Source organism: Myxococcus faecalis (genome assembly GCF_050039385.1).
Classification (GTDB): Bacteria; Myxococcota; Myxococcia; order Myxococcales; family Myxococcaceae; genus Myxococcus; species Myxococcus fulvus.
In genome coordinates, this window is the sequence record NZ_CP144336.1 from 1,105,899 (window position 1) to 1,131,787 (window position 25,889).

Below are 25,889 nucleotides of genomic sequence, written 5' to 3' on the forward strand. Positions count from 1 at the left end.
GCTCGCGGGATGTCTGCCCCTCGGCGCACAATCCGCGCATGAGCCCTCGCATCCTCCGGACGTGGTGTGGTGCCGCCGCGCTGCTGCTCAGCGTGGCCTGCGGTGACAGCGGTCACGACGACACCCGAGCCGACGCGGGGACGCATCCCCCCGACGGCTCCGTGCCCACCCCGGACGCTGGCGCACCCGACAGCGGCACACCCGAAGAGGACGGCGGCACGAGTACCTCCCCGGATGGAGGCCCGAGCGGAGGCCCCGACGCCACCGTCCCCGGCGCCGTCACCCTCCCCTTCCCGACGCTGCAACACCTGACGGTGGAGTGGGCCTTCACCGGCGACGCCAACGCCAACGGCACCGTCACCGTGCGCTTCCGTCCCGCGGGCTCCAGCACCTGGCGCAAGGCCCTGCCCCTGCGCCGCATCCCCGCAGGGAGCAACGAGGGCTTCTCCTGGGCCCAGCGACACTCCGGCAGCATCTTCGGGCTCCAGCCCGCGACGCAGTACGAGTTGGAGCTCACGCTCGCCGACCCGGACGGCGGCGGCGCCGTGCACACCGCGACAGCCACCACGCGCGCGGTCCCGGCGCCCATGGCGAACGCTCCCGTCAAGGCCGTGACGCCCGCCACCTTCGCCAGCGTCGCCGCGAGCGCCCAGCCCGGAGACCTGCTCGAGCTCGGCAGCGGGACGTACAGCGGCTTCGACTGGTCGCGCAGCGGCACGGAGGGCAAGCCCATCGTCCTGCGAGGCACGTCGGGCACCGTCATCAACGGCCCCGTCAACCTGTTCCATCAGAACCACGTGCACTTCGACCGGCTCACCATCAACGGCCGCCTGCGCTTCAACGGGACGAAGAACTTCTCCCTCACCCGCTCCACCATCAACGCCACCTCCGCGAACGGCGGCGATGCGGTCGTCACCTTCCTGCGCGCGGAGAACGCGTACATCGCCGACAACGTCGTGACTGGCATCACCCCGTGGGCGGAGTCCTCGCTCGGCGTCAATGGCAACAACCAGGGCGAGGGCATCTGCGTCACGGGGCCTGGACACGTCATCCAGAACAACCGCGTCACCGGCTTCCGCGACGGCATCTCCTTCATGGAGGACGACGCCGCGGTGGACCAGTACAGCATCGACGTGCTCGACAACGACCTCATCGGCAACGCGGACGACGGCGTCGAGGCGGACTTCTGCGCCCACAACTGCCGCATCGTCGGCAACCGCCTCACCAACAACTTCATCGCGCTGTCGTCCCAGCCGAGCCTGGGCGGGCCGACGTACTTCGTCCGCAACGCCGTCTACAACGCGGTGCACATCGCCTTCAAACTCTACCGGGGCAGCTCGGGCGACGTGCTCCTGCACAACACCGTGGTGAAGCACGGTGACGGCTTCGGCATCACCGCGACCACACCCGTGGCCCGGCTCCACGCTCGCAACAACCTGTTCATCGGCGGGCCCGGAGGAACTTTCAACGGCTACAGCAGCGGCAGCGCCCAGGGCAGCGTCCTCCACCTCCCCTCGCTCACCACGGCGAACGCCGACCTGGACCACGATGGCTATGGCTCCACCTCCGGCACCTTCAACGCCAACTGGGGCGGCACGCGCATCACCTCCCTGAACGACCTGCGCGCAAAAACCACCGAGAAGCACGCCGTCCAGGTGGACCTCGGGGTCTTCGCGGCGACGGTCGCCTACCCCGCGTCCCCCATGACGCTTTATGCCGCGCCCGACCTGCGTCCTCGCGCGGGCTCCACCGTGGAGAACGCCGGCACGCCGCTCGAGAACATCACGGACGGCTACTCCGGCTCGGCCCCGGACCTCGGCGCCCTCGAGGTCGGCGCCCCCATCCCCACCTACGGCCCACGCCCCTGAGGACTTGCGCTCGCGCCAGGAGCGCTCAGACTCGCGAGGGCCCCACCCTTCACGGGGCCCTCTCACAGTCGAGGCGTTCCATGTCCGGGTCTCGCCCCTCGTCGTGGTGTCAGCGCGTCCTCCTGCTGGCCCTCTTCATCACGCTCCCCGTCGCGGCCGCGCCCGTGCCGGAGCCGGCCACGCTGCTCGCCGAGCTGCGCGAGGTGACGAAGCATGACGCCACCGCGCCGCTCGACGTGAAGAAGGTCCGCGAGCAGAAGCGCGGAGACGTCACGGTGACGGAGCTGACCTATGCCAGCCCCAAGGGCGGACGCGTCCCCGCCTTCCTCGTCACCCCACCGGGCCCAGGTCCCTTCGCGGGGCTCGTGTTCCTGCACTGGGGTCAGGGCTCGAAGAACGAGTTCCTCGACGAGGCGCTCTCCCTCGCGCGCTCCGGCGTGGTGTCGCTGCTCGTCGATGCGCCGCACGTGCGGCCCGAGCCCTGGCGCGGCTCGCTCCGGGGCGCGGCGCTGTACCCCACGCACCTCCAGACGCTGCTCGACATGCGGCGCGGCGTGGACCTGCTCGTCAGCCGTCCCGAGGTCGACGCGAACCGGCTCGGCTTCGTGGGCCACAGCATGGGCGCCATGGTGGGTGGAGCGCTGGCCGGCGTCGAAACTCGCGTGCGCGCCTTCGTGCTGATGAACGGCGTGGGCGACTACTCCAAGAGCATCCTCACGCTGGAGCGCGAGAACGAGAAGAAGCTCGCCGACGCGATGTCCGAGCAGGACTTCGCCGTGTTCGCCCGGAAGATGGCGGCCCTCGACGGCGTGGTCGGTGTCGGCGCCGCGAGTCCCCGCGCCCTGCTCTTCCAGTACGGCCGCTCGGACCCGTGGGTCACGCCCGAGCAGGTCCGCGCCTTCATCGACGCGGGCACCGAGCCCAAGCTCGCCCGGTTCTACGAAGGCGCGCATGAGCTGGGTGACGCCGCGCGAAGGGACCGCGCCCAGTGGCTGCGCATGCACCTGGGCTTCGGCGAGGTGCCCTCCTACGGCCCGCCCATGTTCTTTGCGCCCGCGCTGCCCGCGTCCCTGGACACGCCGGTGCCCGAGTGGGCCAAGGCCCGCCCCGTCCTCACCATCCCCGGCATGGAGGAGGTCCAGGTGCGCCGGGGACTGACGTACACGCGCATGGGCAACCGCGACTACAAGCTGGACCTCTACATCCCGGATGCCATCTCCCAGGGCCCCGTCCCCGTGGTCGTGCTGGCCCACGGGATGATGCACCCGGGCCTCACGCCCTTCGTGAGGGACCTGCCCGCCTTCGCCGGACAGGCGCGCTGGGTGGCCGCGCACGGCTACGCGGTGGCGCTGGTGGAGCTCGGCTCACCGGCCACCGGCGCGGAGCCCGCCCAGTGGTACACGCGCGTCGCGGACCTCCAGAAGCGCCTCGACTCGGCGCTGGCCTTCGTGCGCAAGCAGGCCACCACCGAGAAGCTCGACGCGAGCCGCGTCTGCCTGATGACAATGTCCGCGGGCGGGCTCTGGGGCCTGTCGCCCGCGCTGCGCAAGGAGCCTCCCGCCTGGCTGCGCTGCGCGGTGGCGTGGTACCCCTTGCTCGACGCTCCGGGCGTGAGCCCCTCGCCGCTCTCTGCCCTGAAGGCCACCCACGCGAAGAAGGTGCCGCCCCTGCTCGTGCTGCGCGCGGGCCAGGATGCGCCGGCGCTCAACGCCGCGCTCGATGACTTCGTGAAGGAGGCCCGGACGCGAGGTGCGCCCCTCACACTGCTGGCGCTGCCCGAGGGCCACCACGGCTTCGAGCTCACGGACGACGTCGAGAGCGCTCGGGAGCTGATGCGGCAGACCGCCCTCTTCCTCGAGGAGCACCTGACACGGTGAGTTCGCTTCAAAGGGTGCGTGGGGTCGCGTAGTTTGGGGTCCTATGAGGGACTTCGACCTGGTGGTGATTGGCTCCGGCCCGGCCGGTGAGTGGGGGGCGGTGCAGGCGGCGCTGGCGGGCAAGCGCGTGGCGGTGGTGGAGCGTGAGCCCGTGCTGGGTGGAACCGCGGCCAACACCGGGACGCTGCCGTCCAAGACGCTGCGCGAGACGTCGCTGCACCTGTCCGGCCTCAAGGCGCGAGGCCTCTACAGCGTGGAGACGACGCTGCGCCACGAGGCCACCGTCTCCGACTTCCTCTACCGCGAGCGCCGCGTGAAGGGCATGGAGCGCGAGCGCATCGCCCACAACCTGGAGCGCCACGGCATCCAGGTGTTCCAGGGCAACGGCACGCTCCTGGACGAGCACACCGTCGTGGTGCGCCGCGCGGGCGCCGACGACGTGCGCCTCACGGGCGCCTTCATCCTCGTCGCAACCGGCTCCAAGCCCTACCGGCCTCCGCTGTACCCCTTCGGCGACGTGCGCGTGCACGACTCGGACGAGGTGCTGGAGATCGGCCAGCTGCCCAAATCCCTCGTCGTGGTGGGCGGCGGCGTCATCGGCTGTGAGTACGCGTGCATGTTCGCCGCGCTCGGCATCCCCGTGACGCTGGTGGAGGTGAAGCAGGAGCTCCTGTCCTTCCTCGACGACGAGTTCTCCGCGCTGCTCGCCCAGCGCATGGAGGCGCTCGGCATCCGCCTGCGCTTCGGCCAGACGGTGGAGAAGGTGGACGTGCCCGCCGCGTGCGAGGTCCCCATCCGCCTGACGCTGTCCTCGGGTGAAGAGGTCTCCGCGGACCAGGTGCTGGTGGCCTCGGGCCGCTCGGCGAACACGGACGGCCTGGGGCTCTCCGAGCTGGGCGTGAAGCTGGGCTCCCGGGGACAGGTGGAGGTGGGCCCGGGCTTCCAGACCGCGGTGCCGCACATCTACGCGGTGGGAGACGTCATCGGCTTCCCCGCCCTGGCCTCCACCTCCATGGACCAGGCGCGCGTCGCGGTGGAGCACGCCTTCTGCCTGGGGGGCCCCCTGGCCATCGCCACCGTGCTGCCCTACGGCATCTACACCATCCCCGAGGTCTCCACGGCGGGCGAGACGGAGGAGGGCCTGCGCGCCAAGGGCATCCCCTACGTGGCCGGCCGCGCGCGCTTCGCCACCAACCCGCGCGGGCAGATCATCGGCGAGACGCACGGCCTCCTGAAGCTGCTCTTCCACCGCGAGAGCCTCAAGCTGCTGGGCGTGCACGTGCTCGGCGAGCAGGCCTCGGAGCTGGTGCACATCGGCCTGGTGGCCATGCTCACCGGCTCCACCGCGCGGCTCTTCCTGGAGACGTGCTTCAACTACCCGACGCTGTCGGAGGCCTACAAGTCGGCCACCTTCGACGCGATGGACCGCCTCAAGCGCGGCCTCGTCTGAGCGCGCTCAGCGGCGCTGGGACTTCGGCGCCGCGCCAGCCCCCTTCAGGCTGCCCACGGTGAGCCCCGACGGGCCCGGCGCCGCGCGGTGGACGTCATCCGCCGAGGCCCGGGCCAGCGAGGACTCGGGGGACTCGCCCGCGGCGGAGCGCCCGCCGCCCTTGCCGCTGGCGCCGCGCAGCAGCTCCCGCGCGCGCTCCCAGCGGACCTTCTCCTCCGCCATCAGTCGCGTCAGCTCCTCGCGGGCCTGGGGGTCCTCGAGGCCCGCCGCCGCGGCGGCCACCTTGTCCAGGAACGGGAGCAGGTAGCCGAAGTCCTTGTCGAAGGCGCTGGGGTTCGTCGCCATGGGGGCACCCTATCCCGGTCTTCAGCCGTGGTACACGCGCGAGGCGACGATGCGTCCACCCTTCACCTCCAGCACCTCCGCCACCGGCATGGGCTCCTCGCCGGGCGCGTGCCGCAGGTACTCCATGAAGACGCGCTCGCCGTCCGCCGTCAGCGCCGTCTCCTCGTAGCGCAGGCCAGGCAGCCGGGCGATGGCCTCCCGCCACCACTTCGCCAGGGCCGGCCGGCCCACCAGCTTCCCGCCCGTCTCCGGGTGCAGGACCCTGATCTTGGGCGAGGTGTGCGTGCAGGCCTCGGCGTACAGCGCCACCAGCCCCTCCACGTCATGCGCGTTGAAGGCGGCCAGCCAGGCCCGGGCCACGGAGAAGTTTTCGCTCGCGCTCATGGTTCAGAAACCCTCGGAAGAATTCGGTGACAGTCTCTCGACAGCGAGAGTCCAAGCCGCCTCTTATATAAGGTAGGGCCCAGATTGTAGGACAAGGTAGGAGTATTGGACTCCACCGTCATGCGGATTTGGCTGGAAACCAAGTCCCGTGGGAAGTAAGGGCCCCGCCTGCTCTGTTCCGTCAGGCACATTCAAGAAAAGAAGGACCGGATCGTGGCCGCCAACGCACCCATCGAGAAGATTCGTAACATCGGTATCTCCGCCCACATCGACTCGGGCAAGACGACGCTCTCCGAGCGCATCCTGTTCTATACGGGCAAGATCCATGAGATCCACGAGGTCCGCGGCAAGGACGGCGTGGGCGCGATCATGGACTCGATGGACCTGGAGCGTGAGAAGGGCATCACCATCCAGTCGGCCGCGACGTACGCGATGTGGGGCGACTTCAACATCAACCTCATCGACACGCCGGGACACGTGGACTTCACCATCGAGGTGGAGCGCTCCCTGCGCGTGCTGGACGGCGCCATCCTGGTGCTCTGCTCGGTGTCCGGCGTGCAGTCGCAGTCGATCACGGTCGACCGGCAGATGAAGCGCTACCGCGTTCCGCGCATCGCGTTCGTCAACAAGATGGACCGCGCCGGCGCGAACTATGACCGCGTGGCCGCGCAGCTGAAGGAGAAGCTGTCGCACCACCCCGTCAAGCTGCAGATGCCCATCGGCGGCGAGGACCGCTTCGAGGGTCTGATCGACCTCATCCAGATGAAGGCGTTCTACTTCGACGGTGAGAACGGCGAGAAGATCCGCGAGGAGGAGATCCCCGCGAACATGCTGGAGGACGCGAAGGAGCGCCGCCAGCAGATGATCGAGGGCGTGGCCGAGGTCGACGACCAGCTGGGCGAGCTGTTCCTGTCGGACGCCGCCATCCCGAACGACGCCATCATCGCCGCCGTCCGCCGGGCCACCATCGGCCTGAAGATGACGCCCGTGATGTGTGGCTCCGCCTACAAGAACAAGGGCGTGCAGCTGCTGCTCAACGCCGTGTGTAACTTCCTCCCGAACCCCAAGGAGGCGACCAACAAGGCGCTGGACCAGAAGAACAACGAGGCGGAGGTCATCCTCGAGTCGGACCCGGAGAAGCCCTTCGTCGGTCTGGCGTTCAAGCTGGAGGACGGCCGCTACGGGCAGCTGACGTACATGCGCGTCTACCAGGGCCGCGTCACCAAGGGCGACTTCATCGTCAACCAGGTGAACCAGAAGAAGGTCAAGGTGCCGCGCATCGTGCGCATGCACTCCAGCCAGATGAACGACATCAACGACGCGACGGCCGGCGACATCGTCGCGCTGTTCGGCATCGAGTGCGCCTCCGGCGACACGTTCACCGACGGCTCGGTGAACTACACGATGACGTCCATGCACGTCCCGGACGCGGTGATTTCGCTCGCCGTGGAGCCCAAGGACCGCTCGGCGCTGCAGAACTTCTCCAAGGCGCTCAACCGCTTCACGAAGGAAGACCCCACCTTCCGCGTGCACCGCGATGAGGAGTCCGGGCAGACCATCATCCGCGGCATGGGTGAGCTGCACCTGGAGATCTACATCGAGCGCATGAAGCGCGAGTACCAGTGCGAGGTGAAGGCCGGTAAGCCGCAGGTGGCGTACCGCGAGACCATCAGCCAGAAGGGCGAGTTCGCCTACACGCACAAGAAGCAGACCGGTGGTTCCGGTCAGTTCGCGCGCGTGTGCGGCTACATCGAGCCCCTGCCCTCGGACGCGGTGCAGCAGTACGAGTTCGTGGATGACATCGTCGGTGGCTCGATTCCGCGCGAGTTCATCCCCGCGTGCGACAAGGGCTTCGCCGAGGCCGTCAAGAAGGGCAGCCTCATCGGCTTCCCCGTCGTCGGGGTGCGCGTGGTCATCAACGACGGCGCGTTCCACGCGGTCGACTCGTCCGAAATGGCGTTCAAGACGGCCGCCATCATGGGCTTCCGCGAGGGCTACGCCGCCGCCAAGCCCATCATCCTCGAGCCGATGATGAAGGTGGAGGTCACGGCGCCCGAGGACTTCCAGGGCTCCGTCGTCGGCCAGCTCAACCAGCGCCGCGGCACCATCCTCTCCACGGAGACCGCCGAGGGCTACGTGACGGCGGTGGCCGAGGTTCCGCTGAACACGATGTTCGGCTACTCCACGGACCTTCGCTCCGCGACGCAGGGCAAGGGCGAGTTCACGATGGAGTTCGCCAAGTACACGCCGGTGCCGCGCAACGAGTCCGAGGCCCTGATGGCCGCGTACAAGGAGAAGCTCGCGGCCGAGCAGGCGGCGCGCAAGTAGTCCGCGCCTCCCAGGCGTCCAGGTTGTAAGGAAGGCGCTCCTCTTCAGTGAGGGGCGCCTTTCGCCTTTTCGGGAGACTCACCGTGACGCTGCTCCGTGCCGCCAACGTCCAGCTCAGCTTCGGCAGCCGCACCGTGTTCGAAGGGCTCACCGTCACCATCGAAGAGGGTGAGCGGGTGGGCCTGGTCGGCGTCAACGGCTCGGGCAAGACGTCGCTGATGAAGATATTGGCGGGCGCGGCCAGGCCGGACACGGGGGAGCTGCAGCTGCGCCGTGGAGCCCGGGTCACCTACCTGCCCCAGGAGCCGGAGTTCGCGGAGGGCGCCACGGTGGCCTCCGAGCTGTCCGTGGCCCAGGGGCCGCTGCGCGAGGCGCTGGCGGCCCAGGCGGAGCTGGCGAAGAAGCTGGAGTCCTCGCCCCCGGAGGCCCACGAGAAGCTGATGGAGCAGCTGGCGGCGCTGTCGGACCGCATCGAGCAGCTGGGCGGCTGGGACACCGAGCACCACGCGAAGACGCTGCTGGACCGGCTGGGCGTGAAGGACTGGGACCGGCCCGTGGCGCAGCTGTCGGGCGGTCTTCGCAAGCGCGTGGCCATCGCCCGGGCGCTGCTCACGCGGCCGGACATGCTGCTGCTCGACGAGCCCACCAACCACCTGGACGCGGACACGGTGGACTGGCTGGAGGAGGAGCTGGACAAGCTGCCCGGGGCGCTGCTGCTCGTCACGCACGACCGCTACTTCCTGGACGGGCTGGTGGACCGCATCGTCGAGATCCAGCCGGGCGCGGGCGTCACGTCGTATCCGGGCAACTACCAGGCGTACCTGGAGCAGAAGCTGGTGGCGCAGGAGAACGCCGAGGTCGCCCAGCACAAGCGCGAGCGGTGGATTGCGCAGGAAGTAGCGTGGCTGCGTCGCGGGCCCGAGGCGCGGCGCACCAAGAGCAAGGCGCGCATCGAGCGGGCACAGAAGCTGATGGCGGAGAAGGGCTTCCAGCGCCCCAAGGTGGCGGACCTGCGGGTCATCGCCGCGCCCCGGCTGGGCCACACCGTCATCGAGTCCGAGGGGCTGACGAAGGCCTTCGGCGCGCGCAAGGTGCTCGACGGCGTGGACTTCCGGCTGCAGCGCGGCGAGCGCGTGGGCCTGGTCGGCCCCAACGGCGTGGGCAAGACGACCTTCCTGCGCGTGCTGTTGGGCGAGCTGCCCCCGGACGGCGGCAAGCTCGTCATCGGGAAGAACACGAAGGTGGCGTACTACGACCAGAACCGGGCGCAGCTGGATCCGGAGATGACGGTGTACGACGCGGCCTCGCAGGGCGAGGACTGGGTGGACCTGGGAGACCAGAAGGTCGCGCTGCGCGACTACCTGGACGACCTGCTCTTCCCGGTGCCCATGCAGCGGATGCGGGTGAAGGCGCTGTCGGGCGGCGAGCGCAACCGGTTGCTGCTGGCGCGGCTGTTCCTGGAGGGCGCCAACGTGCTGGTGCTGGACGAGCCGACGAACGATCTGGACATCGTCACGCTCAACGTCCTGGAGCGGCTGCTGCTGGACTTCGGGGGCAGCACGCTGCTCGTGACGCACGACCGGTACTTCCTCGACAAGGTGGCCACGAGCATCGTGACGTTCGACGGCAACGGCCGCGTCACGCGCTACGAGGGCAACTACACGATGTACCGGCGGCTCAAGGAGCAGTCGGACGCCATGGCCGCCGCGGAGGCCGCCAAGGCCGCGCCGAAGAAGGTCGAGCCCGTCTCCCCCGCCCCCGCGCCGAAGGCCGCGAAGAAGCCGGGCAAGCTCTCCTACAAGGACCAGCGCGAGCTGGACGGCATGGAGGCCGCGATTGAAGCGGCCGAGACGCGCAAGGCGGAGCTGGAGGCGCAGCTGGCCGACCCGACCATCTACAGCAAGAGCGGCAAGGTGGCGGAGGTCCAGAAGGAGCTGGACGCCGCCGTCGCCGAGGTCGACCGGCTCTACACCCGGTGGCAGGTCCTCCAGGACCTCGCGGGCACTGGGGCCTAGTCACCCCATCTGCCGGCGCGCGAAGTCCACCCTTGAATCCAGGGGCTCCCGTGCGGAGCCATTCCTTCCCTCCCAGGGAGTCCCTGACATGTCATTCATTCATTTCGTGCCGCCCGGTGTGCCGGGTGTTGTCACCGTTGTGTCTGCTGTTGGCGTGGGGCTGTCGTCCGGAGGAGGGCCCTGCCGGCTCAGTCGTACCGGAGCGCGATGATGGGGTCCACGCGCGAGGCCCTGCGCGCGGGCAGCCACGTGGCGACGAGGCCCACGGCGAGCAGCGCCAGGGGCGCGAGGAGGAAGGCCCACGGGTCCAACGCGCTCACCCCGTGCACCAGCCCGGACACCACCCGCGTCAGCGCCAGCGCGCCCACGAAGCCCAGGCCCACGCCCGCGCCCACCGAGCCCAGGCCCTGGAGGAACACCAGCCGCACCACCTCGCCGCGCGTGGCCCCCAGCGCCAGGCGCACGCCCATCTCCCGCGTGCGCTGGCTCACCAGGTACGACAGCACGCCGTAGATGCCCACGGCCGCCAGCCCCAGCGCCAGCGCCGCCATCAACCCCAGCAGCACCATGTTGAAGCGCTCGGAGCCCAGCGTGCGCGCCACGTGCGCGTCCAGCATCAGCGTCTCCGACACGGGCTGCCGCGGGTCCACCGCCCACAGCTCCTCCTGCACGGACGCCACCACCGCCGCGTGGCTCCCGGGCGACTTCACCACCAGGTTGCGCGGCAACATCCGCACGAGCAGCTCGTTGAGCCTGCGCGTCACCTGCCCCGTCGGCACGTACAGCACCGCGGGCGCCTCCTGGTCCAACCCCCGCTCACGCACGTCGCGCACCACGCCCACCACCCGGCGCGGCGTGTCGTCCCGGAGCGACGGCACCGAGTGCGCCACCCGGATGGACTTGCCCACGGGGTCCTCGCCCGGCCAGTACTTGCGCGCGGCCGCCTCGTTGATGACCACCACCGGCGCCGAGCGCGACGTGTCCGTCTCCTCCAGCCACCGCCCTCCCATCAGCCCCAGCCCCAACGTGCGCGCGTAGCCCGGCGACACCGGCCGGTACTGGCCGAAGCCCACCCCGGGGCCGTCCTCGCGGCCCTCGTACTTGCCCTCGATGGCGAAGCCCATGCTGGAGCCCATCTCCATCGGCAGCGTGGGCGTGGAGCCCACCTCCACCACGCCGGGCAGCGCGCGCACCCGCTCCTCCACCTGGCGCAGGAAGCGCTCCACCGCCTCCGGCTCGCCGTAGCGGCCCTCCGGCAAGGACAGCCGCAGCACGTGCACGTCCGTCGCGTCGAAGCCGGGCTTGACCTCCTGCAGCGCACCGAAGCTCCGGATGAGCAGCCCCGCCCCCACCAGCAGCACCACCGCGAGCGCCACCTGCCCCACCACCAGCACCTTGCGCGTGCGCCCCGCCCCCGCCCCCGCCGTCGCCCGCTGGGCCCCCTCGCGCAGCGCGTCCTGGAGCCTGGGCCGCGAGGCCTGCCACGCCGGGAGCAGCCCGAAGAGCAGCCCCGTCACCACCGACAGCCCCAGGGAGAACAGCAGCACCGTGCCCTCCAGCTCCACCTGCGTCCCCGGCGTGAGCAGCTCCGGCGGCGCCAGCGACAGGAGCGCGGGCAGCGCGCTCGACGCCAGGAGCACGCCCAACCCGCCGCCCACCAGCGACAAGAGCAGGCTCTCCGTCAGCAACTGCCGCACCAGCCGCCGGGGCGCCGCGCCGAGCGCCGCGCGCACCACCAGCTCCCGCTGCCTCGCCGCGGAGCGCGCGAGCTGGAGGTTGGCCAGGTTGACACACGCGATGAGCAGCACCAGCCCCACCGCGCCCAGCAGCACCCAGAGCGCCAGGCGCAAATCCCCCGCGAGCGCCGCCCGCAGGTCCACCGCGCCGAAGAACTCGTGGGCGCGCATCAGGTGCGGCTTCTGCGCCGTCAGGCGCGCGCTCAGCGTCTTCAACGCGGCCTCCACGCCCTGGGGCGACAGCCCGTCACGCACCCGCCCGGTGACGAACAGGAAGTTGGAGGCCTCGTTGTTCGTCATGTCCAGCTGCAGCGGCGTCCACAGCTGCGCCTCCGCCGGGAAGCGGAACGACTCCGCCGCCACGCCCACCACGGTGTAGGGCTCGTCGTTGAGCGTGAGCGTGCGCCCCACCACGTCCGGCGCCCCACCGAAGCGGCGCTTCCACAGCCCCTGGCCGAGCACCACCACGCGCGGCCCCCCCGGGACGTCCTCCTCCGGCAGGAAGCCGCGCCCCAGCTGAGGCCTCACGCCGAACGTCTCGAAGAAGTTCCCCGTCACCCGGACCCCCGCCAGCCGCTCCGGCAGCCCGTCCCCCACGAGGTTGAAGCCCGAGGGCAACATCTCCGACGCGGAGACCTGGGAGAAGGGCGAGCCCTCCGACGTCAGCCAGGCGTAGTGGGCGATCGCCAACGTCGTGTTGGGCCCGTCCGCGTCCCGCGCGTCCACCCGCACCAGCTGCTCGGAGCGGGGATAGGGCAGCGGCCGCAGCAGCACCCCGTGCACGACGCTGAAGATGGCCGTGTTCGCGCCGATGGCCAGCGCGAGCGTCAGCAGCGAGACGGCGGTGAACCCCCGATTCTTGAAGAGCAACCGGACGGCGTAGCGGAGATCCTCGAGAAGGACGGCCACGGATGACTCCTTGGGCGGGAATGAGAAATCCTACGCCCGGCCGGCGCCTGCGATTGCACGGTGTTTTGCTTTCCCATGATTGGGATACGCGTGCGCGGGATTGGGACTTCACGGCAAGCCCCGGAGAATCGGGACGAATCGCGCGTCAAGTCGTTCCACGCGGAAGCTCAGGGATACTTTCCCGGGATGAGGCACCTGGGCGTGAGCTTGCGCATCCCCTCGGCGCCATGCGACTCGTTCGTCTTTGGAGCTCACGGCTCACGTGTGAGCTGTCATTCCATCCTTCAAGGAGTCGTCGTGTCGTTCCGGCCCGCGTTCGCGTTGCTGTCGGCGCTGTTCACCCTCGCCCTGGTGCTCCCCTCCGCCGCCTCCGCCCAGGCGAAGACGCTGCCGACCTTCAATCTGCAGCGGATGGAGCTGGACCCGGCGGGGCTCGGCTCGCTGGTGGTGAGCACCGGTCGCACGCTGCCCGCGGGCCTGGTGCGCGTGGGCGTCCAGGGTCACTACGAGCAATTGCCCCTCCACTTCCAGACGCGCTGGGAGCCGGGCGGTGGCATGGGCCTGGTGGAGAACAAGTTCACCATGGACCTCACCGCGGCCATCGGCGTGACGGACTGGCTCCAGGTGGACGCGGAGGTGCCCTTCATCGTCACGCAGGGCGGCTCGAAGCACCTGAACGTGAACGCCCCCGAGGGCCAGGGCCTGGGCTCGCCGTGGGTGGGCGCGCGCGCGGCGCTCCTGCGGCCGGACTTCGGCTTCCAGGTGGCGCTGGATGTGTCCGCGGCGATTCCGGTGGGCAGCAAGGCGCTGCTCGCCAGGGACCGGTACGCGGTGCACCCCAGCCTCCAGCTCGGCTTCCTGGCGGAGACGTGGCAGCTGGGCCTGGAGACCGGCCTCCTGCTGCGAGACAAGCAGGACCTGGGCCCGCTGTCGGGCACCAGCGTGGACGTGGTGGGCAACGAGCTGCGGCTGGGCGGCACCGTGACGTCGCGCGCCGGAGACCTCACGCGCGGGGAGATCAGCATGCTCGTCGGCGTGCCGCTGCAGGGCGGTCAGGCGGGCGCGGAGCTGCTGGTGGCCATCCGCCGCCACACCACGTCCTGGATGGACCTGTTCGTGATGGGCGGCCCGGGCGTGGGCGCGGGCCTGGACACGCCCACCTTCCGCTTCGTGGCCGGCGCGTCGTTCGCCACCGGACGCGTGGACTGACGCCTACTTGGGCATCACGCCGAAGGCCTTCGCCATGGCGATGGCGATGCCCAGCAGGCTCTCACCCGCGATGAAGCCCGAGGAGACGGGGAGCACCATGTCCTCGGCCAGCTTGGGCTTCTTGCGGCGCAGCACCTCGGCGATGGCCGAGCCCAGGAAGAAGGCGATGGAGCTGGAGGCCGGGATGACGATGGCCAGCCCGAAGCCCGCCGGCGAGGGGATGTAGCCCTTCAGCTTCGCGGGCGCCCAGCGCTCCAGCAGCACCAGGCAGATGCCCAGCGTCGCGCCGCACAGCGCCCCCCAGCGCGCGGTGACGGGCATCGCGGAGACGCCCGTGGCCAAGAGCTTGGACACGCCCGCCCACACCATGGTGGCCGGCGCGGGGAACTCCTCGGTGCCCAGCGCCTCCGCGTTGGGAATCAGCAGGTTGAACACCGGCACCACCACCGCCGCGCCCGCCACCACGCCGAACAGCTGCGCGACGAACTGCTGACGCGGGTTGGCACCCAACAGCCACCCGGACTTCAGGTCCGTGAGCAGGTCCGCCGAGTGCAGACCCACGCCGCCGGTGGCGTTGGCGCTCATCACGTTGGCGGGGATGTTCCCCGGCGCAAGGCCTCCGAAGATGAGCTGCGTGACGGGGCCGAGCGCCTTGGTGGGCGTGGTGTCCGTCTCGCCGGTGACGCGGCTGGCGACCACGCCCATCACCACCGCCAGCGGCATGGCCAGCACGCCCGCCCACCACGGAATCTGGAACAGGTACGCCATCAGGAAGATGGCGACGGGCCCCAGCACCGCGAAGCCCAGCGGGAACCACGACGGCGGACACTCGATGCCGGCCAGCGGGTCCGTCTCCTCCTGCTGCGCGCCCTTGCCCCGGAACAGCCCCGACAGCGCCTTGAACGAGCGCGCCACGCTGCGCCACTGGAAGGCGAACGCCAGCAGGCCCGACGACACCAGCAGCGCCGAGCCCGTCCACACCATCCAGCTGTTGATGGCCTTGTAGGTGATTTCAGGGATGGAGCCCTGCGTCACCATGGCCGGGGCCAAGAAGCCGTACGACAGCACCGCGCCCAGGAACATGGACCAGCCGGTGCGGAAGCTCACCAGCGCGCCCGCGCCCACCAGCAGCAGGCTGAAGTCGAGCGACATCGTCCACGCCGAGGCCTTCTTGCCCAGCATCGTGAAGGGCAGGCTCACCTTCTCCGGGATGTTGGTCAGCCACGGGAAGCGCGCGTCACGCACCAGCACCAGCAGCGCGCCGACGACGCCCGCGCCCGTGAGCAGCCGCGACTTGCGCCGCGCCACTTCACCGTGGCCGTGCAGCGCGCGGATGGTCTCCGCGGTGGCGGTGCCGGTGGGGAACGGCAGCGCCTCGATGTTGATGAGCTGGCGCTTGATGGGGATGGCCGCGAAGACACCCAGCGCGGAGATGACCGCGAACCACACCACCAGCCAGCCCGCGGGCGGCAGCGTGCCGGTGAGCATCAGCAGCGCGGGCACCGCGGCCATGTTGCCGCCGCCCGTCATGTACCCGGCCGCCGAGGCCACCGAGCCCATGGCGTTGTTCTCCAGGTCCGTGAAGTCGTTCTTCAGCACGCGCAGCGAGCGCAGCGTGCTGAACACGGCGAAGGCCAGGATGCAGGCGGTGATGGTGACGCCCAGGCTCCAGCCCGTCTTGAGGATGACGTACAGGTTGGACAGACACATCACCGCGCCAATCAACATGCCCGCGATGACGGCGCGCACGGTGAGCTGCCGCGAGCCACCCTGGTAGACGTGTTTGAGCCAGTACAGCTCCGGGTCCTTCTCCGCGGACGCCCCGGGCTCGTCGGCGTTGGCGTCGGTGGGCTGGAGGCGGAGCCCCGTGGGGCTCGGAGTCTGTTGGGACGGGGACTGGCTCATTGGGGGCGAAAAGATAGTGCACGGCCCCCGCTGTCACGAAGCACGGACTCCAGCAGGCAAGCAAAAGGGGCGGGGTACTCCTGCCCCGCCCCTTCGCTCGTCGCCGCAGGGCGTCACGCCCTGGGGTCAGCCGTGGTCGTGCCCGCCCGGCCCGTGGACGTGGCCGTGGGAGAGCTCCTCGTTGGAGGCCTGGCGGACCTCCTTCACGGTGACGTCGAAGTGCAGCGTCTTGCCGGCGAGCGGGTGGTTCAGGTCGATGACCACGTCCTCGCCCCGGACCTCGGAGATGCGCAGGGGGATGTCACCCTGGTCCGTCTGCGCCATCAGCGTCTGGCCAGGCTGGGGCACGAAGCCCGCGGGGAGCATGGCGCGAGGCACCACGCGCACGCCCTCGGGATCATGCTCGCCGTAGCCCTGTGCGGGCTGCACCACCACCTGCTTGCTGTCGCCGGTGGACAGGCCCTCCAGCGCGCCCTCCAGGCCGGGGACGATTTGACGGTGCCCGTGCAGATAGGCGAGCGGCTGGCCGGGCTCGCTCTGGTCGATGACCTGTCCATCACCGAGGTGCAGCCGGTACTCGAGCGAGACGATTGAATCCTTGGCGACCCTCATGCGGGCTCCTTGGGTGCGACGGTGGGACGACTCCGCGGAGAAGGATGGGGATGGGTTCATCCCGATGTCAGGAGGTGGAAGGCCCCGCTGCCCGCTCCACGTCCGTGCGAGCGGGCGGCTCTCCGCGCGCCACGTACACGGCGGCGGCCAGGTCCCCGGTGACGTTGAGCGTGGTGCGGCACATGTCCAGGAAGCGGTCCACGCCCAGCACCAGGCCCAGCCCCTCCACCGGAATCTTGAACATGGTGAGGATCATCGCGATGACGGGGATGGAGCCCGCGGGCACGCCCGCCGTCCCGATTCCCGCCAGGATGCAGATGAACATGATGAGCGCCTGCTGCGACAAATCCAGCGGCACCTCATAGACCTGCGCGAGGAAGAGCACGGTGACGCCCTCGAACAGCGCGGTGCCGTTCTGGTTCATCGCCGAGCCGGCCGTCAGCACGAAGCGCGACACGTTGGGGGGCAGCTTGAGGTTCTCCTCGGCGACCTTGAGCGCGGTGGGCAGCGTGGCGCTGGAGGAGGACGTGGAGAACGCGGTGACGATGGCCAGCCGGCAGTCGCGGAAGAACTCGATGGGATTGCGCCCTCCCAGGAAGCGCACCGACAGCGAGTACACGATGAACATGTGGACCGACAGCGCCAGCAGCACCGTGCCCACGTAGGCCGCCAGCTGCTGGAGGATGCCCAGCCCCAGCCTGGCCGTCATGGCGAACAGCAGCGCGCCGACGCCGTAGGGGGCAAGCCGCAGCACGCCGTCGATGAGCTTCATCATCACGTCGTAGAGGCCCTGGAGGGTCTCCTTCAGGCGCTGCACGCCCTCGGTGGGCGTGAGGGCCACGCCCAGGCCGAAGATGAGCGAGAAGACGATGAGGCCGATCATGTCCCCGTCCGCCGCGGCCTTGAGCGGGTTGGTGGGCACCATGGACATGAGCACGGCGCCGAAGGACGTCTCGGACGGAGGGGGCGCGGCCTTCACCTGGGTGCCGCCCCGGGCGAGCGCGCGGGCCTCCTCGCTCAGGCCGTGGCCGGGCTGGATGACGTTGACGAGCACCAGGCCGATGAGCACGGAGATGGCGGAGAACACCACGGTGTAGCCCAGCGTGCGCGCGCCCAGGCGGCCCACCTGCCGCAGGTCCAGCTCCGCCACGCCCATGACGAGGGCCGCGAACAGCAGCGGCACCACGAGCATGAGGAGCAGGCGGATGAAGATCTGCCCCACGGGGGAGGCCACGTTGTTGACGGCCCAGTCCAGCCAGGGTGCACCGCCCGCGAGGGCATTCGCGCCGAGCCCCGCCACCGTGCCGGTGACGATGCCGATGAGCATCTTGTGGTGAGCCTTCATCGCGCAATCTCCGCGTCCTCCCGGCGGGAGGGCAATGGGGCGCGCAGCCTACTGGCAAAGGAAGGTGGCGCCCACCCTCCGCATGAGACAAAGCTGCGCCTCGCCGTGGAAACCCTCGTCCAGCTCACCGAAGCCGCCGTGCCCCCCGCCCTCTTCCGCCGGCTGCTGCGGCGCCTGGGAGTCCTCGGCCGCGAGCGGCTGAAGGACACGTACCAGACGACGTTCTGGTACGACTTCGGCCCGCCGACGAACGTCGTGGAGGACATCGTCACCGCGCTGCGTCCGGCCATCGCCGGCCGGCGGCGCATCGCGGGCGTGGAGTGGTGGCTGTCGCGCATGTACCCGACGGACGTGCGCGTGGACTTCCATCAGGACCGGGACGAGAAGCTGGCGCTGCGCACGGGGAAGCTGGTGCACCCGCGCATCGGCTCGGTGCTCTTCCTCAACCGCGTGCGCGGCGGCGCGCTGGTGGTGACGCGCGAGAAGCCGGACGAGTCCAACCCGTCCCTCGCGCCGTCGCGGCTGGACACCGCGGACCTGGTGACGCCCAGGCCCAACCGGCTGGTGGTGTTCGACGGCTCGCTCACGCACGGCGTGCTGGACGCGCGGAACCAGGTGCCGGACGGGAAGCTGCCGGGGCGCTCGCGGCTGCGCCGCACGCTGGTGATGAACTGGTGGGGACACCGTCCCACCGACGTGCCCCGCTGGTCGGAGACGAAGCTCTACCGGGCACTCGGGGGCTGACGGCGCGTGAGCAGAGGACGCGCCGACCTCGGCGATTCGAGACGCGACGCTGCCGGGCGCTGCGGCGCGTGATGCGGAGGACGCGCCGCTCCTCGCGGCATGCCCCGAGGGCTCGAGGCGCGACGCGACCGGGTGACGAGTCGCGTGATGAACATGGGCCGCGCCAGGCCCCGAGGATTCGAGTCGCGGCGCTACCTGCCGCTCGGGGGCTGAGGGTACGCGGCGACCGTCTCACGCAGGCGGTGGGTGACGCGCTCGGCCCACTCGGGCTCGATTTCGAGGCACGCCGTCTGTCGGCCCAGGCGCAGCGCGGCGGCGGGCAGCGAGCCGCTGCCGGCGAACGGGTCCAGCACGGTGTCACCGGGTCGGCTGTACGTGCGCACCAGCGGCTCGACCACGGAGAACGGCTTGTGGTGGGGATGACTGCCCCAGCGCGCGGCGTCGCCGTCATCGTCATAGCCGCCGACGACGGCCCAGACGGTGGGCAGGTCCCCGGGCGCGAGCACCGGCTCGGGCGTCCGGGCGATGACGAGCGCGACCTCGTAGACGCGCAGGGTCTGCTCGTTCGCGTTCTTGTCCGTGGTGCGCTTGCCCCAGGTGAACTCGCCGCGCAGGTGGGGATAGCCCAGCGCGCGCGCGGCGGTGAGGATGGGCTCCTTGCCGAGCAGGTTCGTCCAGATGACCAGCGGCGCGTCGGGCGTCAGGTGTGCCAGGGCGCGCGTGAGCCAGGCCTCGGAGAACGCCCGGTAGTCGCGCACCGTCTCGAAGCGGACGATGGGGTTCTGGTCGATCTTCTTGTGCGCGCGCGGGTCCCTCAGGTCCCCGCCCTTGCGACGCCGCGTGAGCAGACAGTACGGCGGGTCGGTGAGCAGCAGCGAGGCGCGGCGCTCGCCCAGGGCTTCGCGGTAGCCCGAGGGCTCGCGGGAGTCGGCGCGGATGCAGCGCGGGGCATCGGAAGGAAGCGGAGGGGTCATCGTCCGGGGCGGCACCCTACACGGTGGGCCACGAGGCTCAAGGCCCCTCGCGCCGTCACTTCACCACCAGTCGGTCCACCGTCAACGTCCGGCCCCGTACATCCCAGAGCTTGAGCGTGTAGCGCCCGGGTGTCAGGGCGGCCTCGTCAGCCAGGAGGACGACCACATCTTGCTCCTCCTCCGCGCGCAGCGGCGTTGATTGCCAGGGAGGCTTCAGCTCCAGCACCTGCCCGGAGTCCCTGGTGAGCGAGCCGCCGCTCGCCACCCACCCCAGGCCCTCCGACTCAGCGGAGATGCCCAGCACCAGGGCACTCCAATGTGAATGGAGGGCCACGTGGCGAATCGCCTTGGCGTACAGGTCAGGCCCCTGTGGGGAGGCGGACTCGAGCACCTGGACGTAGAGCGACCTCGAGGACCGCCCCAGCATCGCGACCAATTCCTCCAACGAGCTCGAGGCGCGCCCCGTGGACTGGAGTCGCTCGAGTTCGGAGCGAGCCTGCGCCAGCCGCGCCCTGAGCTCCTCGACCTCCCGCCGATAGGACTCCGCGGTGCGGACGCGACGGAAGACCTCGACCTGCGGTTCACCGCGCATCGGGTCCACCACCAACCAGACCACCAGCTGCTCCGGAGCCGCCCCATCGAGGAAGCGGACCTCGAGGCGCAGCCGCTCCCCCTGGCGGAACGTGGTCGACGGCACGAGCACCAGGTGGTCATCCGCCAGGCCCACGCGATGGAAACGCTCACGCCCCTCCAGCAGGACCTCTTCGGTCCGGATGCGGGCGTCGAAGAAGAGGGTCGTGGCGCGCCCTGGGGAGATGCGGATGTCGAGGGACGGCGCGGCCACTTCGCCGCCCACCTCGAGCCGACGCACAGGGGGCAGACTCGAGGAAGGGGTGGGCCCAGGGCGCTCCGCACCCGAGCTCAGCAGAACGCCCCAGGTGAGCGCGAGGACCGGGAACACGGCGAGCAAGTCACGGCCTTCCGAAGTAGTCGGTAGAGGTGAGCCCCACGATCGTGCTGATCATCTTCTGCTCAGGTGTGCTGTTGACACTGTCGTAGGTCATGCCCACCTGCACGCGCTCGCCGAGATTGGCCACCGACACCTGGAGACAGACCGCCATGCGCTTGCCATTGGGAGTCTCCGCTTCGGACACCCAGATGTAGTACCTCTTCTGTCCGTGAAAGAGCCTCCCGTGGAACTTCGTCCCGCGCGGGAACGCTTCGACGAGGGCTGGATCCGGCAGGTTGCGGTAGAGGTAGATGGAGATGGGACCTTCGGGAGGAAGCGGAATCACCGACACATACCGCTCGCCGGGGGCCTGCAGTGAGAAGTCCGTCCGCGACAGCTGCGAGCTCGGGGAGTAGCCCAGCGCATTCAGACGCTCGATGGAACCCGCCGGGCACTCCCCCTCGGGCGACGTCAGGCGTGTCTGGGGTGAGCCGCCCGCGCAGGCTCCGGCCAGGCACGCCACCGCCGCCGTCTTCCCCAAGGTGCCGCTCACCGAGCCACGCTTCCGCGAAGGGGGCGACTCAGGAGTTGGCGCGTCCGAGGGAGCGGGGGCCGCGGAAGCCCACCGGGTGGGAGCCTCCGCGGGCTCGGCGGACGGTGAAGAGGGACGGGCTGTGTCGGGGGGCGCGAGGGGACGACTCGTCACGACAGGACTTCCTTTCTCTGCAGGAGGTGGGAGGGGGACGACCGCCTGCGTGGAGCTCGAAGCGGGCGACTCGCGACGCGAGACACCCAGGGCCACCGCGCCCAGGACGAACAGCACCAGCACGCCCACCGCGACACCGCGCGTCCAGGAAGGCTCGCGGGACGGCGACGTGGGAGCGGGCGGCGGCGGAGAGGACGGGAGCGCGTCCGCCGGCGCGGCGACGGCCTCCGGTGCGAGGGGATGCGAAGGTGTGTTCTCGGCGTCGGAGTCCTGCTCCGCGTCCGACGCGGAGGGCTCGGGCATGCGCACGAGCTCCGGCACCATGCGCACCCGGGGCGTGTTCGAGTCCACGTCACGCGGGGACTCGGGCTCGGGAGGAAGGTCCAGCGACAGCCTCCATGCGGGCTGACGCTTCTCCTTGGCGACCTCCCACAGGGCCTGCAGCAGCGCCTCGGTGTTCGGGTAGCGGTCCTCGGGGCGCTTGGCGAGCAGCCGCAGCGCGAGGTCTCCCAGCGCGGGAGGCACCTTGGGGTTGACCAGGTGGGGCGCGCGCGGCGTCACCGTCTCGATGGCGGGCAGCAGCCTGTCGTAGGGCAGCCTGGGGTCGAAGGCGTACCCGTCCGTGAGCGCTTCGTAGAGCAGCGCGCCCAGCGCGTAGAGGTCTCCGGGGATGCCCGCGTCGAAGCGCGCGCCCTGCTCCCAGAGGCCCTCGCGCAGGAAGGCCACGCACTCGGGGGGCAACAGATGCGGAGAGGCTGGAGCCACGCCCACCGTCAGCGTCGTCGCGCCCGGCATGCGCACGGTGCCCAGGTCGATGAGGAACGGGCGCTCGTCATCGCGGCGGATGAGGAGGTTGTCGCCCTTCAGGTCGCGGTGGTGCAGGCCTCGGCGGTGGAGGTCCGAGACGGCGCGCACCACCTCGGTGAAGACGGACAGCAGGTGCGCCGCGGAGGGCTTCACGCGCCAGCGCCACTCGTGGAAGGTCTCTCCGTCGATGAAGTCGGTGACGAAGAACAGGTAGCCCTCGGGGGGCTCCGGCCAGCGGTCCACGGCGTGGAGGCGCGGGAGGTTCGGGTGCGGCGCGCAGGCGAGCAGCGCGGCCACCTCGTGCGACAGCCGACCGTTGACGTCCTCCTCCTCGGAGACCTGGGGACCGGCGGGACGCAGCGCCATCTTCATCGTGAAGAAGCGCCCTCCCCGCTCGACCTTGAAGACGCGGCCGAAACCTCCCGCGCCCAGCGACGCCACCACGCGCCACGGGCCCACTTCGCTGCCGGGAACGAGCTGGTCCGGATGGAACGGCGCCGACATCACGGCGGAGAGCCCTCTTGTCGCGAGACCATGCCTTCCCGGCAAAGCACGAGCGCATCCGCGCGGAGGCATGGGACGGCCTCAATGCCAATGCGGGCACGTGAGTCTGGCGCGAGGGGCGCTGTGACCACCCAGGAAACGGGGCCGTACAAGGGTAACCTCCAGGGTTGACCCTAGCCTCGATTCAAGGCCTGTCACGAATTTTCCCCACCCGTCAGGTGGGTCACATCGGGTCCGGGAGACCCAACGTCCTCCGTAGCCTCGTGGAGCGGGAGGCCCCGACCGAGCACGGCGCCCCGGGGGGGCCCGTGGCCAGGAGGCGTCCGGCTCACGCCCCACCGCCTCATGCGCCGGTGAGGGACGGCGCGCGGGCTGGCGGACTCGCCGCTCGAGGCACGCTCGGCGCGTCAGTCGACAGACGCGTCGCCGCACGAGGCACGCATGGCTCCCTCAGGCGATGGGCGCTTCGTCGCGAGAGGCGTCTGGAGGATTCGCCGCTCGAAGCCTGCTCGGCACGTCAGTCGATGGGTTGTTCATCGCTCGCGGCGGTCGAAGGACTCGCTGCTCGAAGCCTGCTCGCACGTCAGGCGACGTGCTCGTCGCAGCTCGAAGCCTGCTCGGCACGTCAGTCGATGGGTTCTTCATCGCTCGCGGCGGTCGAAGGACTCGCTGCTCGAAGCCTGCTCGCACGTCAGGCGACGTGCTCGTCGCCACTCGAAACATGCTCAGTGCATCAGTCGATGGGTTCTTCATCGCTCGCGGCGGTCGAAGGACTCGCCGCTCGAAACATGCTCAGTGCATCAGTCGACGGGCTCTTCATCGCTCGCGGCGATGTCGAGCGCGGCTTCTGCCCAGCGTCCACGCAACCTCGCCTCGGCGGCGAGCGCTTCATCCCAGGACGGGCCATCCGGCAGCAGCCGTGTCGAATGCGCAAGCACGAGTCGCTCCAGCGCCCGCTCTTCACACAGCGCGCGCAGTCCCTCCGGGTCCAGCCCGCTCGCGGACAGGAAGGCATCGCGCTTGCGCGCGGGGACACGGCGCTCGCGCCACCACGCCTCCTGCTCACGCGCCACCTCCTCCTCGGTGACGGACAACCCCATCGTCCTCGCCCAGCCCGCGAGCAACGCGCGACGCAGGCCCGCTTCGGCCAGCTCGCGCGCGTCGGGCGCCTGGCTCAACACCTCGAGCACGTGCCCCGAGGGAACCCGCGCCTCAGGCACGCGGGTCACGTCCTCCACGAGTCGCCGCCGCCGTACCAGCGAGGAGGGAACCCGACGCGCCCCTTGGCTCGACGGCGCCCCCGAAGCCACCCACTCCTGTGCCGTGCGGATGCAGGCCACCGCGTCGGCGCGCTTCAGGTCCTCCACGCCACGGGAGAACCACTGCGCCCACGCGCGTCGCGTGTCCTCGGGCCAGCGCACACGCTCGCTCATCCGAGCCCAGGTGCGCTCCTGGTAGAACATCTCCGCCGCGACCGACACCAGCTCGCGGGCCCGTGGCGCGCTCAGCACACCGGCCTCACGCGCGAGTTCGGCCACGTGACGGACGTTGACCAGCGGCACCGTGAGGGGGCGCCAGCCGTTCTCGGCATCCGCATGCAGCAGCGCCACCTCCGCGTCGTCCGCCACGACCCCATCGCGGTACCAGCCGAAGATGCGCCCCACACCCACCATGCCGTGCGGAGCCAGCTCCGCCGCGCGCAGCGCACCCATGCTGGAGCCGCCGAAGACCGCCACGCCCGCCTCCAACGCGGCCAGCAGCTCGTGGTGCCACACCGAGGGCTGTGCCTCGAAGACACCGTCCACCAACGCGATGGCCCGGGGCCTCGCCCCCAGCGCTCGCCACACGTCGCCCTGTCGCGCCGGAGGCAGCACCACGCACGGTCCCAGCCGCTTTGCCTCTTCGGCCGGCAGCGACGGGCCCAGGAAGACCACCACGTCCTCGGCTCGCCGCTTCACAGGAGCTCCGAGACGCGCATGCCGGGCACCACCACCCGCCGCACATGAAGGCCCGGCACCGGCGCATCCAGCTCCACCGAGGCCACCTGCGTGAATCCCGCCCGCTTCAGCCGCGCCAGCACCCGTCGCACCTGGACCTCCGCGTCCTCTTCCGCCACCGCGCCCAGGTCCGGAAGCTCCGTCACCCGCCGCCGCGCCTTCACCCCCGCGCACGCCTCCGCGAACCCCCGCGCCGCCTCCCGGTCCGTCGAACCCACGTCCTCCCTGGCCCCATGGATGTCCGTCAGCCGCGACTGCGCCGCCTCGAGCAGCGCCTTCAAGAGCGCCACGTCCCGCTCCAGCGCGCACGCGTAGCCCGCCGTGAGCGGCACCGGCCCCTCCTCCAGGTCCACCAACACCGCCGCGCCCACGGGCAGCCCCACCGCCCCCGCGGTCCGCGCGGACGGCGTCGCATCGAAGAGGTACACCCCGAAGCCACGCTCCCGCAGACGCTCCGCCAACGCGGCCGTCCTCGGCGCCGAGCGCGCCAGCTCCGCGCCACGCAGCAGCCGCCCCCGCACCGCCTCCTCCGTCCACCCCTCGGGGAACACCCGCGCCAGCTGGTCCCGCTCCGTGGCCTCCAGCAACGCATGCAGCAGCGCCCGCGCCGGCTCCGGATGCGCGCCCGAGCCATTGCTGGTCCACGCCACCGACACCGGCCCCAGCGACACGCCCCCCGGAGGCGTCACGTGCACCCCCTGCGCGGGCACCCAGACGCTCCGCCCCGAACCCAATTCCGTGGCCTCGCGCCACGCACACCGGACACCCTCACCCCACAACCTCGGCTCCACCAGCGCGCCCGCCGAGCCCAGGGCCTGCGCCCCCCACAACGTCCCCAGCCGTCCCTCCAGCTCCGCGAAGGAGCCCCAGGCGAGCCGCCCCGGCGCCACCGTCTCCGCCGCCCACAGCTCCGCCGTCTCGAACAGCGCGCCCCAGGCCGCCTCGTCCGCCGTGAGCCCCTTGCCGTTGCACACCTGGAGCACATGGCCCCCTGGACGCACCGCGCAGGCCACCTCCACGCCCGTGCGGTCCAACCCGGTGACCCGCGCCACCCGCGTCACGCCCATGGCCCGGGCCAGCCCGGACGAACTCACTCGCTCGCTCGACACGCCCGGGCGGATAGCACTCCTCAACAGTTCTTAACACCCCGGCGACATCAACCATGCGATGCAGGACGCGGCCCTCCCTGGGACTCGGGAAGGACACAGTCGCCCCGTCCTGGGGC

At 70.7% G+C, this 25,889-nt stretch carries 18 protein-coding genes; 7 read left to right on the plus strand and 11 right to left on the minus strand.

Annotated elements, in window-relative coordinates; genetic code table 11:
* The first annotated feature begins 38 nt into the window (after positions 1–38).
* From VZQ01_RS04305 to sthA, 3 genes are all read left to right on the plus strand, one after another.
* A complete protein-coding gene (locus tag VZQ01_RS04305; RefSeq protein WP_426746957.1) occupies positions 39–1,868 on the plus strand; it encodes a right-handed parallel beta-helix repeat-containing protein in 1,830 nt (609 codons plus the stop codon).
* A gap of 80 nt (positions 1,869–1,948) precedes the next feature.
* Positions 1,949–3,745, plus strand: a complete 1,797-nt coding sequence (locus tag VZQ01_RS04310) for an alpha/beta hydrolase family protein (protein ID WP_426746958.1) — start codon at positions 1,949–1,951, stop codon at positions 3,743–3,745.
* A 43-nt stretch (positions 3,746–3,788) separates the two neighbouring features.
* Complete coding sequence (sthA, locus tag VZQ01_RS04315; RefSeq protein WP_223746565.1) at positions 3,789–5,195, plus strand: Si-specific NAD(P)(+) transhydrogenase; 1,407 nt, start codon at positions 3,789–3,791, stop codon at positions 5,193–5,195.
* A 6-nt stretch (positions 5,196–5,201) separates the two neighbouring features.
* On the opposite strand, the gene VZQ01_RS04320 is transcribed toward sthA, so the two are convergent.
* The gene (locus VZQ01_RS04320) at positions 5,202–5,540 is read right to left on the minus strand and encodes an encapsulin nanocompartment cargo ferric reductase EncD (RefSeq protein ID WP_223746564.1); all 339 of its coding nucleotides are present in this window, start codon (positions 5,538–5,540) and stop codon (positions 5,202–5,204) included.
* Between the two features lie 21 nt (positions 5,541–5,561).
* Positions 5,562–5,924 (minus strand): nuclear transport factor 2 family protein, encoded by a 363-nt coding sequence (locus tag VZQ01_RS04325; protein WP_223783118.1) that lies wholly within the window; start codon positions 5,922–5,924, stop codon positions 5,562–5,564.
* 213 nt (positions 5,925–6,137) lie between these two features.
* On the opposite strand from VZQ01_RS04325, the gene fusA reads away from it, so the two are divergent.
* A complete protein-coding gene (fusA, locus tag VZQ01_RS04330; protein WP_223746562.1) occupies positions 6,138–8,252 on the plus strand; it encodes an elongation factor G in 2,115 nt (704 codons plus the stop codon).
* An 83-nt stretch (positions 8,253–8,335) separates the two neighbouring features.
* Positions 8,336–10,267: an ABC-F family ATP-binding cassette domain-containing protein gene (locus VZQ01_RS04335; RefSeq protein ID WP_426746959.1), complete on the plus strand. Its 1,932-nt coding sequence runs from the start codon at positions 8,336–8,338 to the stop codon at positions 10,265–10,267.
* Between the two features lie 188 nt (positions 10,268–10,455).
* Here VZQ01_RS04335 and VZQ01_RS04340 read toward each other — a convergent pair whose 3' ends face one another.
* The gene (locus tag VZQ01_RS04340) at positions 10,456–12,912 is read right to left on the minus strand and encodes an ABC transporter permease (protein WP_426746960.1); all 2,457 of its coding nucleotides are present in this window, start codon (positions 12,910–12,912) and stop codon (positions 10,456–10,458) included.
* Between the two features lie 297 nt (positions 12,913–13,209).
* Between VZQ01_RS04340 and VZQ01_RS04345 the strand changes: the two genes are divergently transcribed.
* Positions 13,210–14,121 carry a flagellar motor protein MotB gene (locus VZQ01_RS04345; RefSeq protein ID WP_426746961.1) on the plus strand — a complete coding sequence of 304 codons (912 nt, stop codon included), beginning with the start codon at positions 13,210–13,212 and terminating at the stop codon, positions 14,119–14,121.
* Positions 14,122–14,124: 3 nt separating this feature from the next.
* On the opposite strand, the gene VZQ01_RS04350 is transcribed toward VZQ01_RS04345, so the two are convergent.
* The 3 genes from VZQ01_RS04350 to VZQ01_RS04360 all read right to left on the minus strand — a co-directional run bounded on the left by VZQ01_RS04350 (position 14,125) and on the right by VZQ01_RS04360 (position 17,983).
* A complete protein-coding gene (locus tag VZQ01_RS04350) occupies positions 14,125–16,026 on the minus strand; it encodes an OPT family oligopeptide transporter (RefSeq protein ID WP_426746962.1) in 1,902 nt (633 codons plus the stop codon).
* 126 nt (positions 16,027–16,152) lie between these two features.
* Positions 16,153–16,638: an FKBP-type peptidyl-prolyl cis-trans isomerase gene (locus VZQ01_RS04355; RefSeq protein ID WP_223746557.1), complete on the minus strand. Its 486-nt coding sequence runs from the start codon at positions 16,636–16,638 to the stop codon at positions 16,153–16,155.
* 67 nt (positions 16,639–16,705) lie between these two features.
* Positions 16,706–17,983, minus strand: coding sequence for a dicarboxylate/amino acid:cation symporter (locus VZQ01_RS04360; protein WP_223783123.1), 1,278 nt, complete (start codon positions 17,981–17,983; stop codon positions 16,706–16,708).
* A 105-nt stretch (positions 17,984–18,088) separates the two neighbouring features.
* On the opposite strand from VZQ01_RS04360, the gene VZQ01_RS04365 reads away from it, so the two are divergent.
* Positions 18,089–18,727, plus strand: a complete 639-nt coding sequence (locus VZQ01_RS04365) for a hypothetical protein (protein WP_223746555.1) — start codon at positions 18,089–18,091, stop codon at positions 18,725–18,727.
* 191 nt (positions 18,728–18,918) lie between these two features.
* On the opposite strand, the gene VZQ01_RS04370 is transcribed toward VZQ01_RS04365, so the two are convergent.
* The 5 genes from VZQ01_RS04370 to VZQ01_RS04390 all read right to left on the minus strand — a co-directional run bounded on the left by VZQ01_RS04370 (position 18,919) and on the right by VZQ01_RS04390 (position 25,731).
* The gene (locus VZQ01_RS04370; protein WP_223746554.1) at positions 18,919–19,701 is read right to left on the minus strand and encodes a DNA-methyltransferase; all 783 of its coding nucleotides are present in this window, start codon (positions 19,699–19,701) and stop codon (positions 18,919–18,921) included.
* A gap of 55 nt (positions 19,702–19,756) precedes the next feature.
* Positions 19,757–20,662 carry a DUF2381 family protein gene (locus VZQ01_RS04375; RefSeq protein WP_223746908.1) on the minus strand — a complete coding sequence of 302 codons (906 nt, stop codon included), beginning with the start codon at positions 20,660–20,662 and terminating at the stop codon, positions 19,757–19,759.
* A 10-nt stretch (positions 20,663–20,672) separates the two neighbouring features.
* Positions 20,673–22,667 (minus strand): serine/threonine protein kinase, encoded by a 1,995-nt coding sequence (locus VZQ01_RS04380; RefSeq protein ID WP_267701093.1) that lies wholly within the window; start codon positions 22,665–22,667, stop codon positions 20,673–20,675.
* An 800-nt stretch (positions 22,668–23,467) separates the two neighbouring features.
* Entirely contained in the window at positions 23,468–24,625 is a 1,158-nt protein-coding gene (locus tag VZQ01_RS04385; RefSeq protein ID WP_426746963.1) for a TfuA-like protein, read from the minus strand.
* On the minus strand, positions 24,622–25,731 hold the full coding sequence (locus VZQ01_RS04390) for a YcaO-like family protein (RefSeq protein ID WP_426748926.1): 1,110 nt from the start codon (positions 25,729–25,731) through the stop codon (positions 24,622–24,624). The genes VZQ01_RS04385 and VZQ01_RS04390 overlap by 4 nt, the downstream gene beginning before the upstream one ends.
* Between the last annotated feature and the right edge of the window lie 158 nt (positions 25,732–25,889).

Excerpts from the sequence above, each read along its gene's own strand:
- VZQ01_RS04305 (WP_426746957.1), top strand. The coding sequence starts at position 39 with ATGAGCCCTCGCATCCTCCGGACGTGGTGTGGTGCCGCCGCGCTGCTG.
- VZQ01_RS04310 (WP_426746958.1), top strand. The coding sequence starts at position 1,949 with ATGTCCGGGTCTCGCCCCTCGTCGTGGTGTCAGCGCGTCCTCCTGCTG.
- sthA (WP_223746565.1), top strand. The coding sequence starts at position 3,789 with ATGAGGGACTTCGACCTGGTGGTGATTGGCTCCGGCCCGGCCGGTGAG.
- VZQ01_RS04320 (WP_223746564.1), bottom strand. The coding sequence starts at position 5,540 with ATGGCGACGAACCCCAGCGCCTTCGACAAGGACTTCGGCTACCTGCTC.
- VZQ01_RS04325 (WP_223783118.1), bottom strand. The coding sequence starts at position 5,924 with ATGAGCGCGAGCGAAAACTTCTCCGTGGCCCGGGCCTGGCTGGCCGCC.
- VZQ01_RS04350 (WP_426746962.1), bottom strand. The coding sequence starts at position 16,026 with ATGAGCCAGTCCCCGTCCCAACAGACTCCGAGCCCCACGGGGCTCCGC.
- VZQ01_RS04355 (WP_223746557.1), bottom strand. The coding sequence starts at position 16,638 with ATGAGGGTCGCCAAGGATTCAATCGTCTCGCTCGAGTACCGGCTGCAC.
- VZQ01_RS04360 (WP_223783123.1), bottom strand. The coding sequence starts at position 17,983 with ATGAAGGCTCACCACAAGATGCTCATCGGCATCGTCACCGGCACGGTG.
- VZQ01_RS04370 (WP_223746554.1), bottom strand. The coding sequence starts at position 19,701 with ATGACCCCTCCGCTTCCTTCCGATGCCCCGCGCTGCATCCGCGCCGAC.
- VZQ01_RS04380 (WP_267701093.1), bottom strand. The coding sequence starts at position 22,667 with ATGTCGGCGCCGTTCCATCCGGACCAGCTCGTTCCCGGCAGCGAAGTG.
- VZQ01_RS04390 (WP_426748926.1), bottom strand. The coding sequence starts at position 25,731 with ATGGGCGTGACGCGGGTGGCGCGGGTCACCGGGTTGGACCGCACGGGC.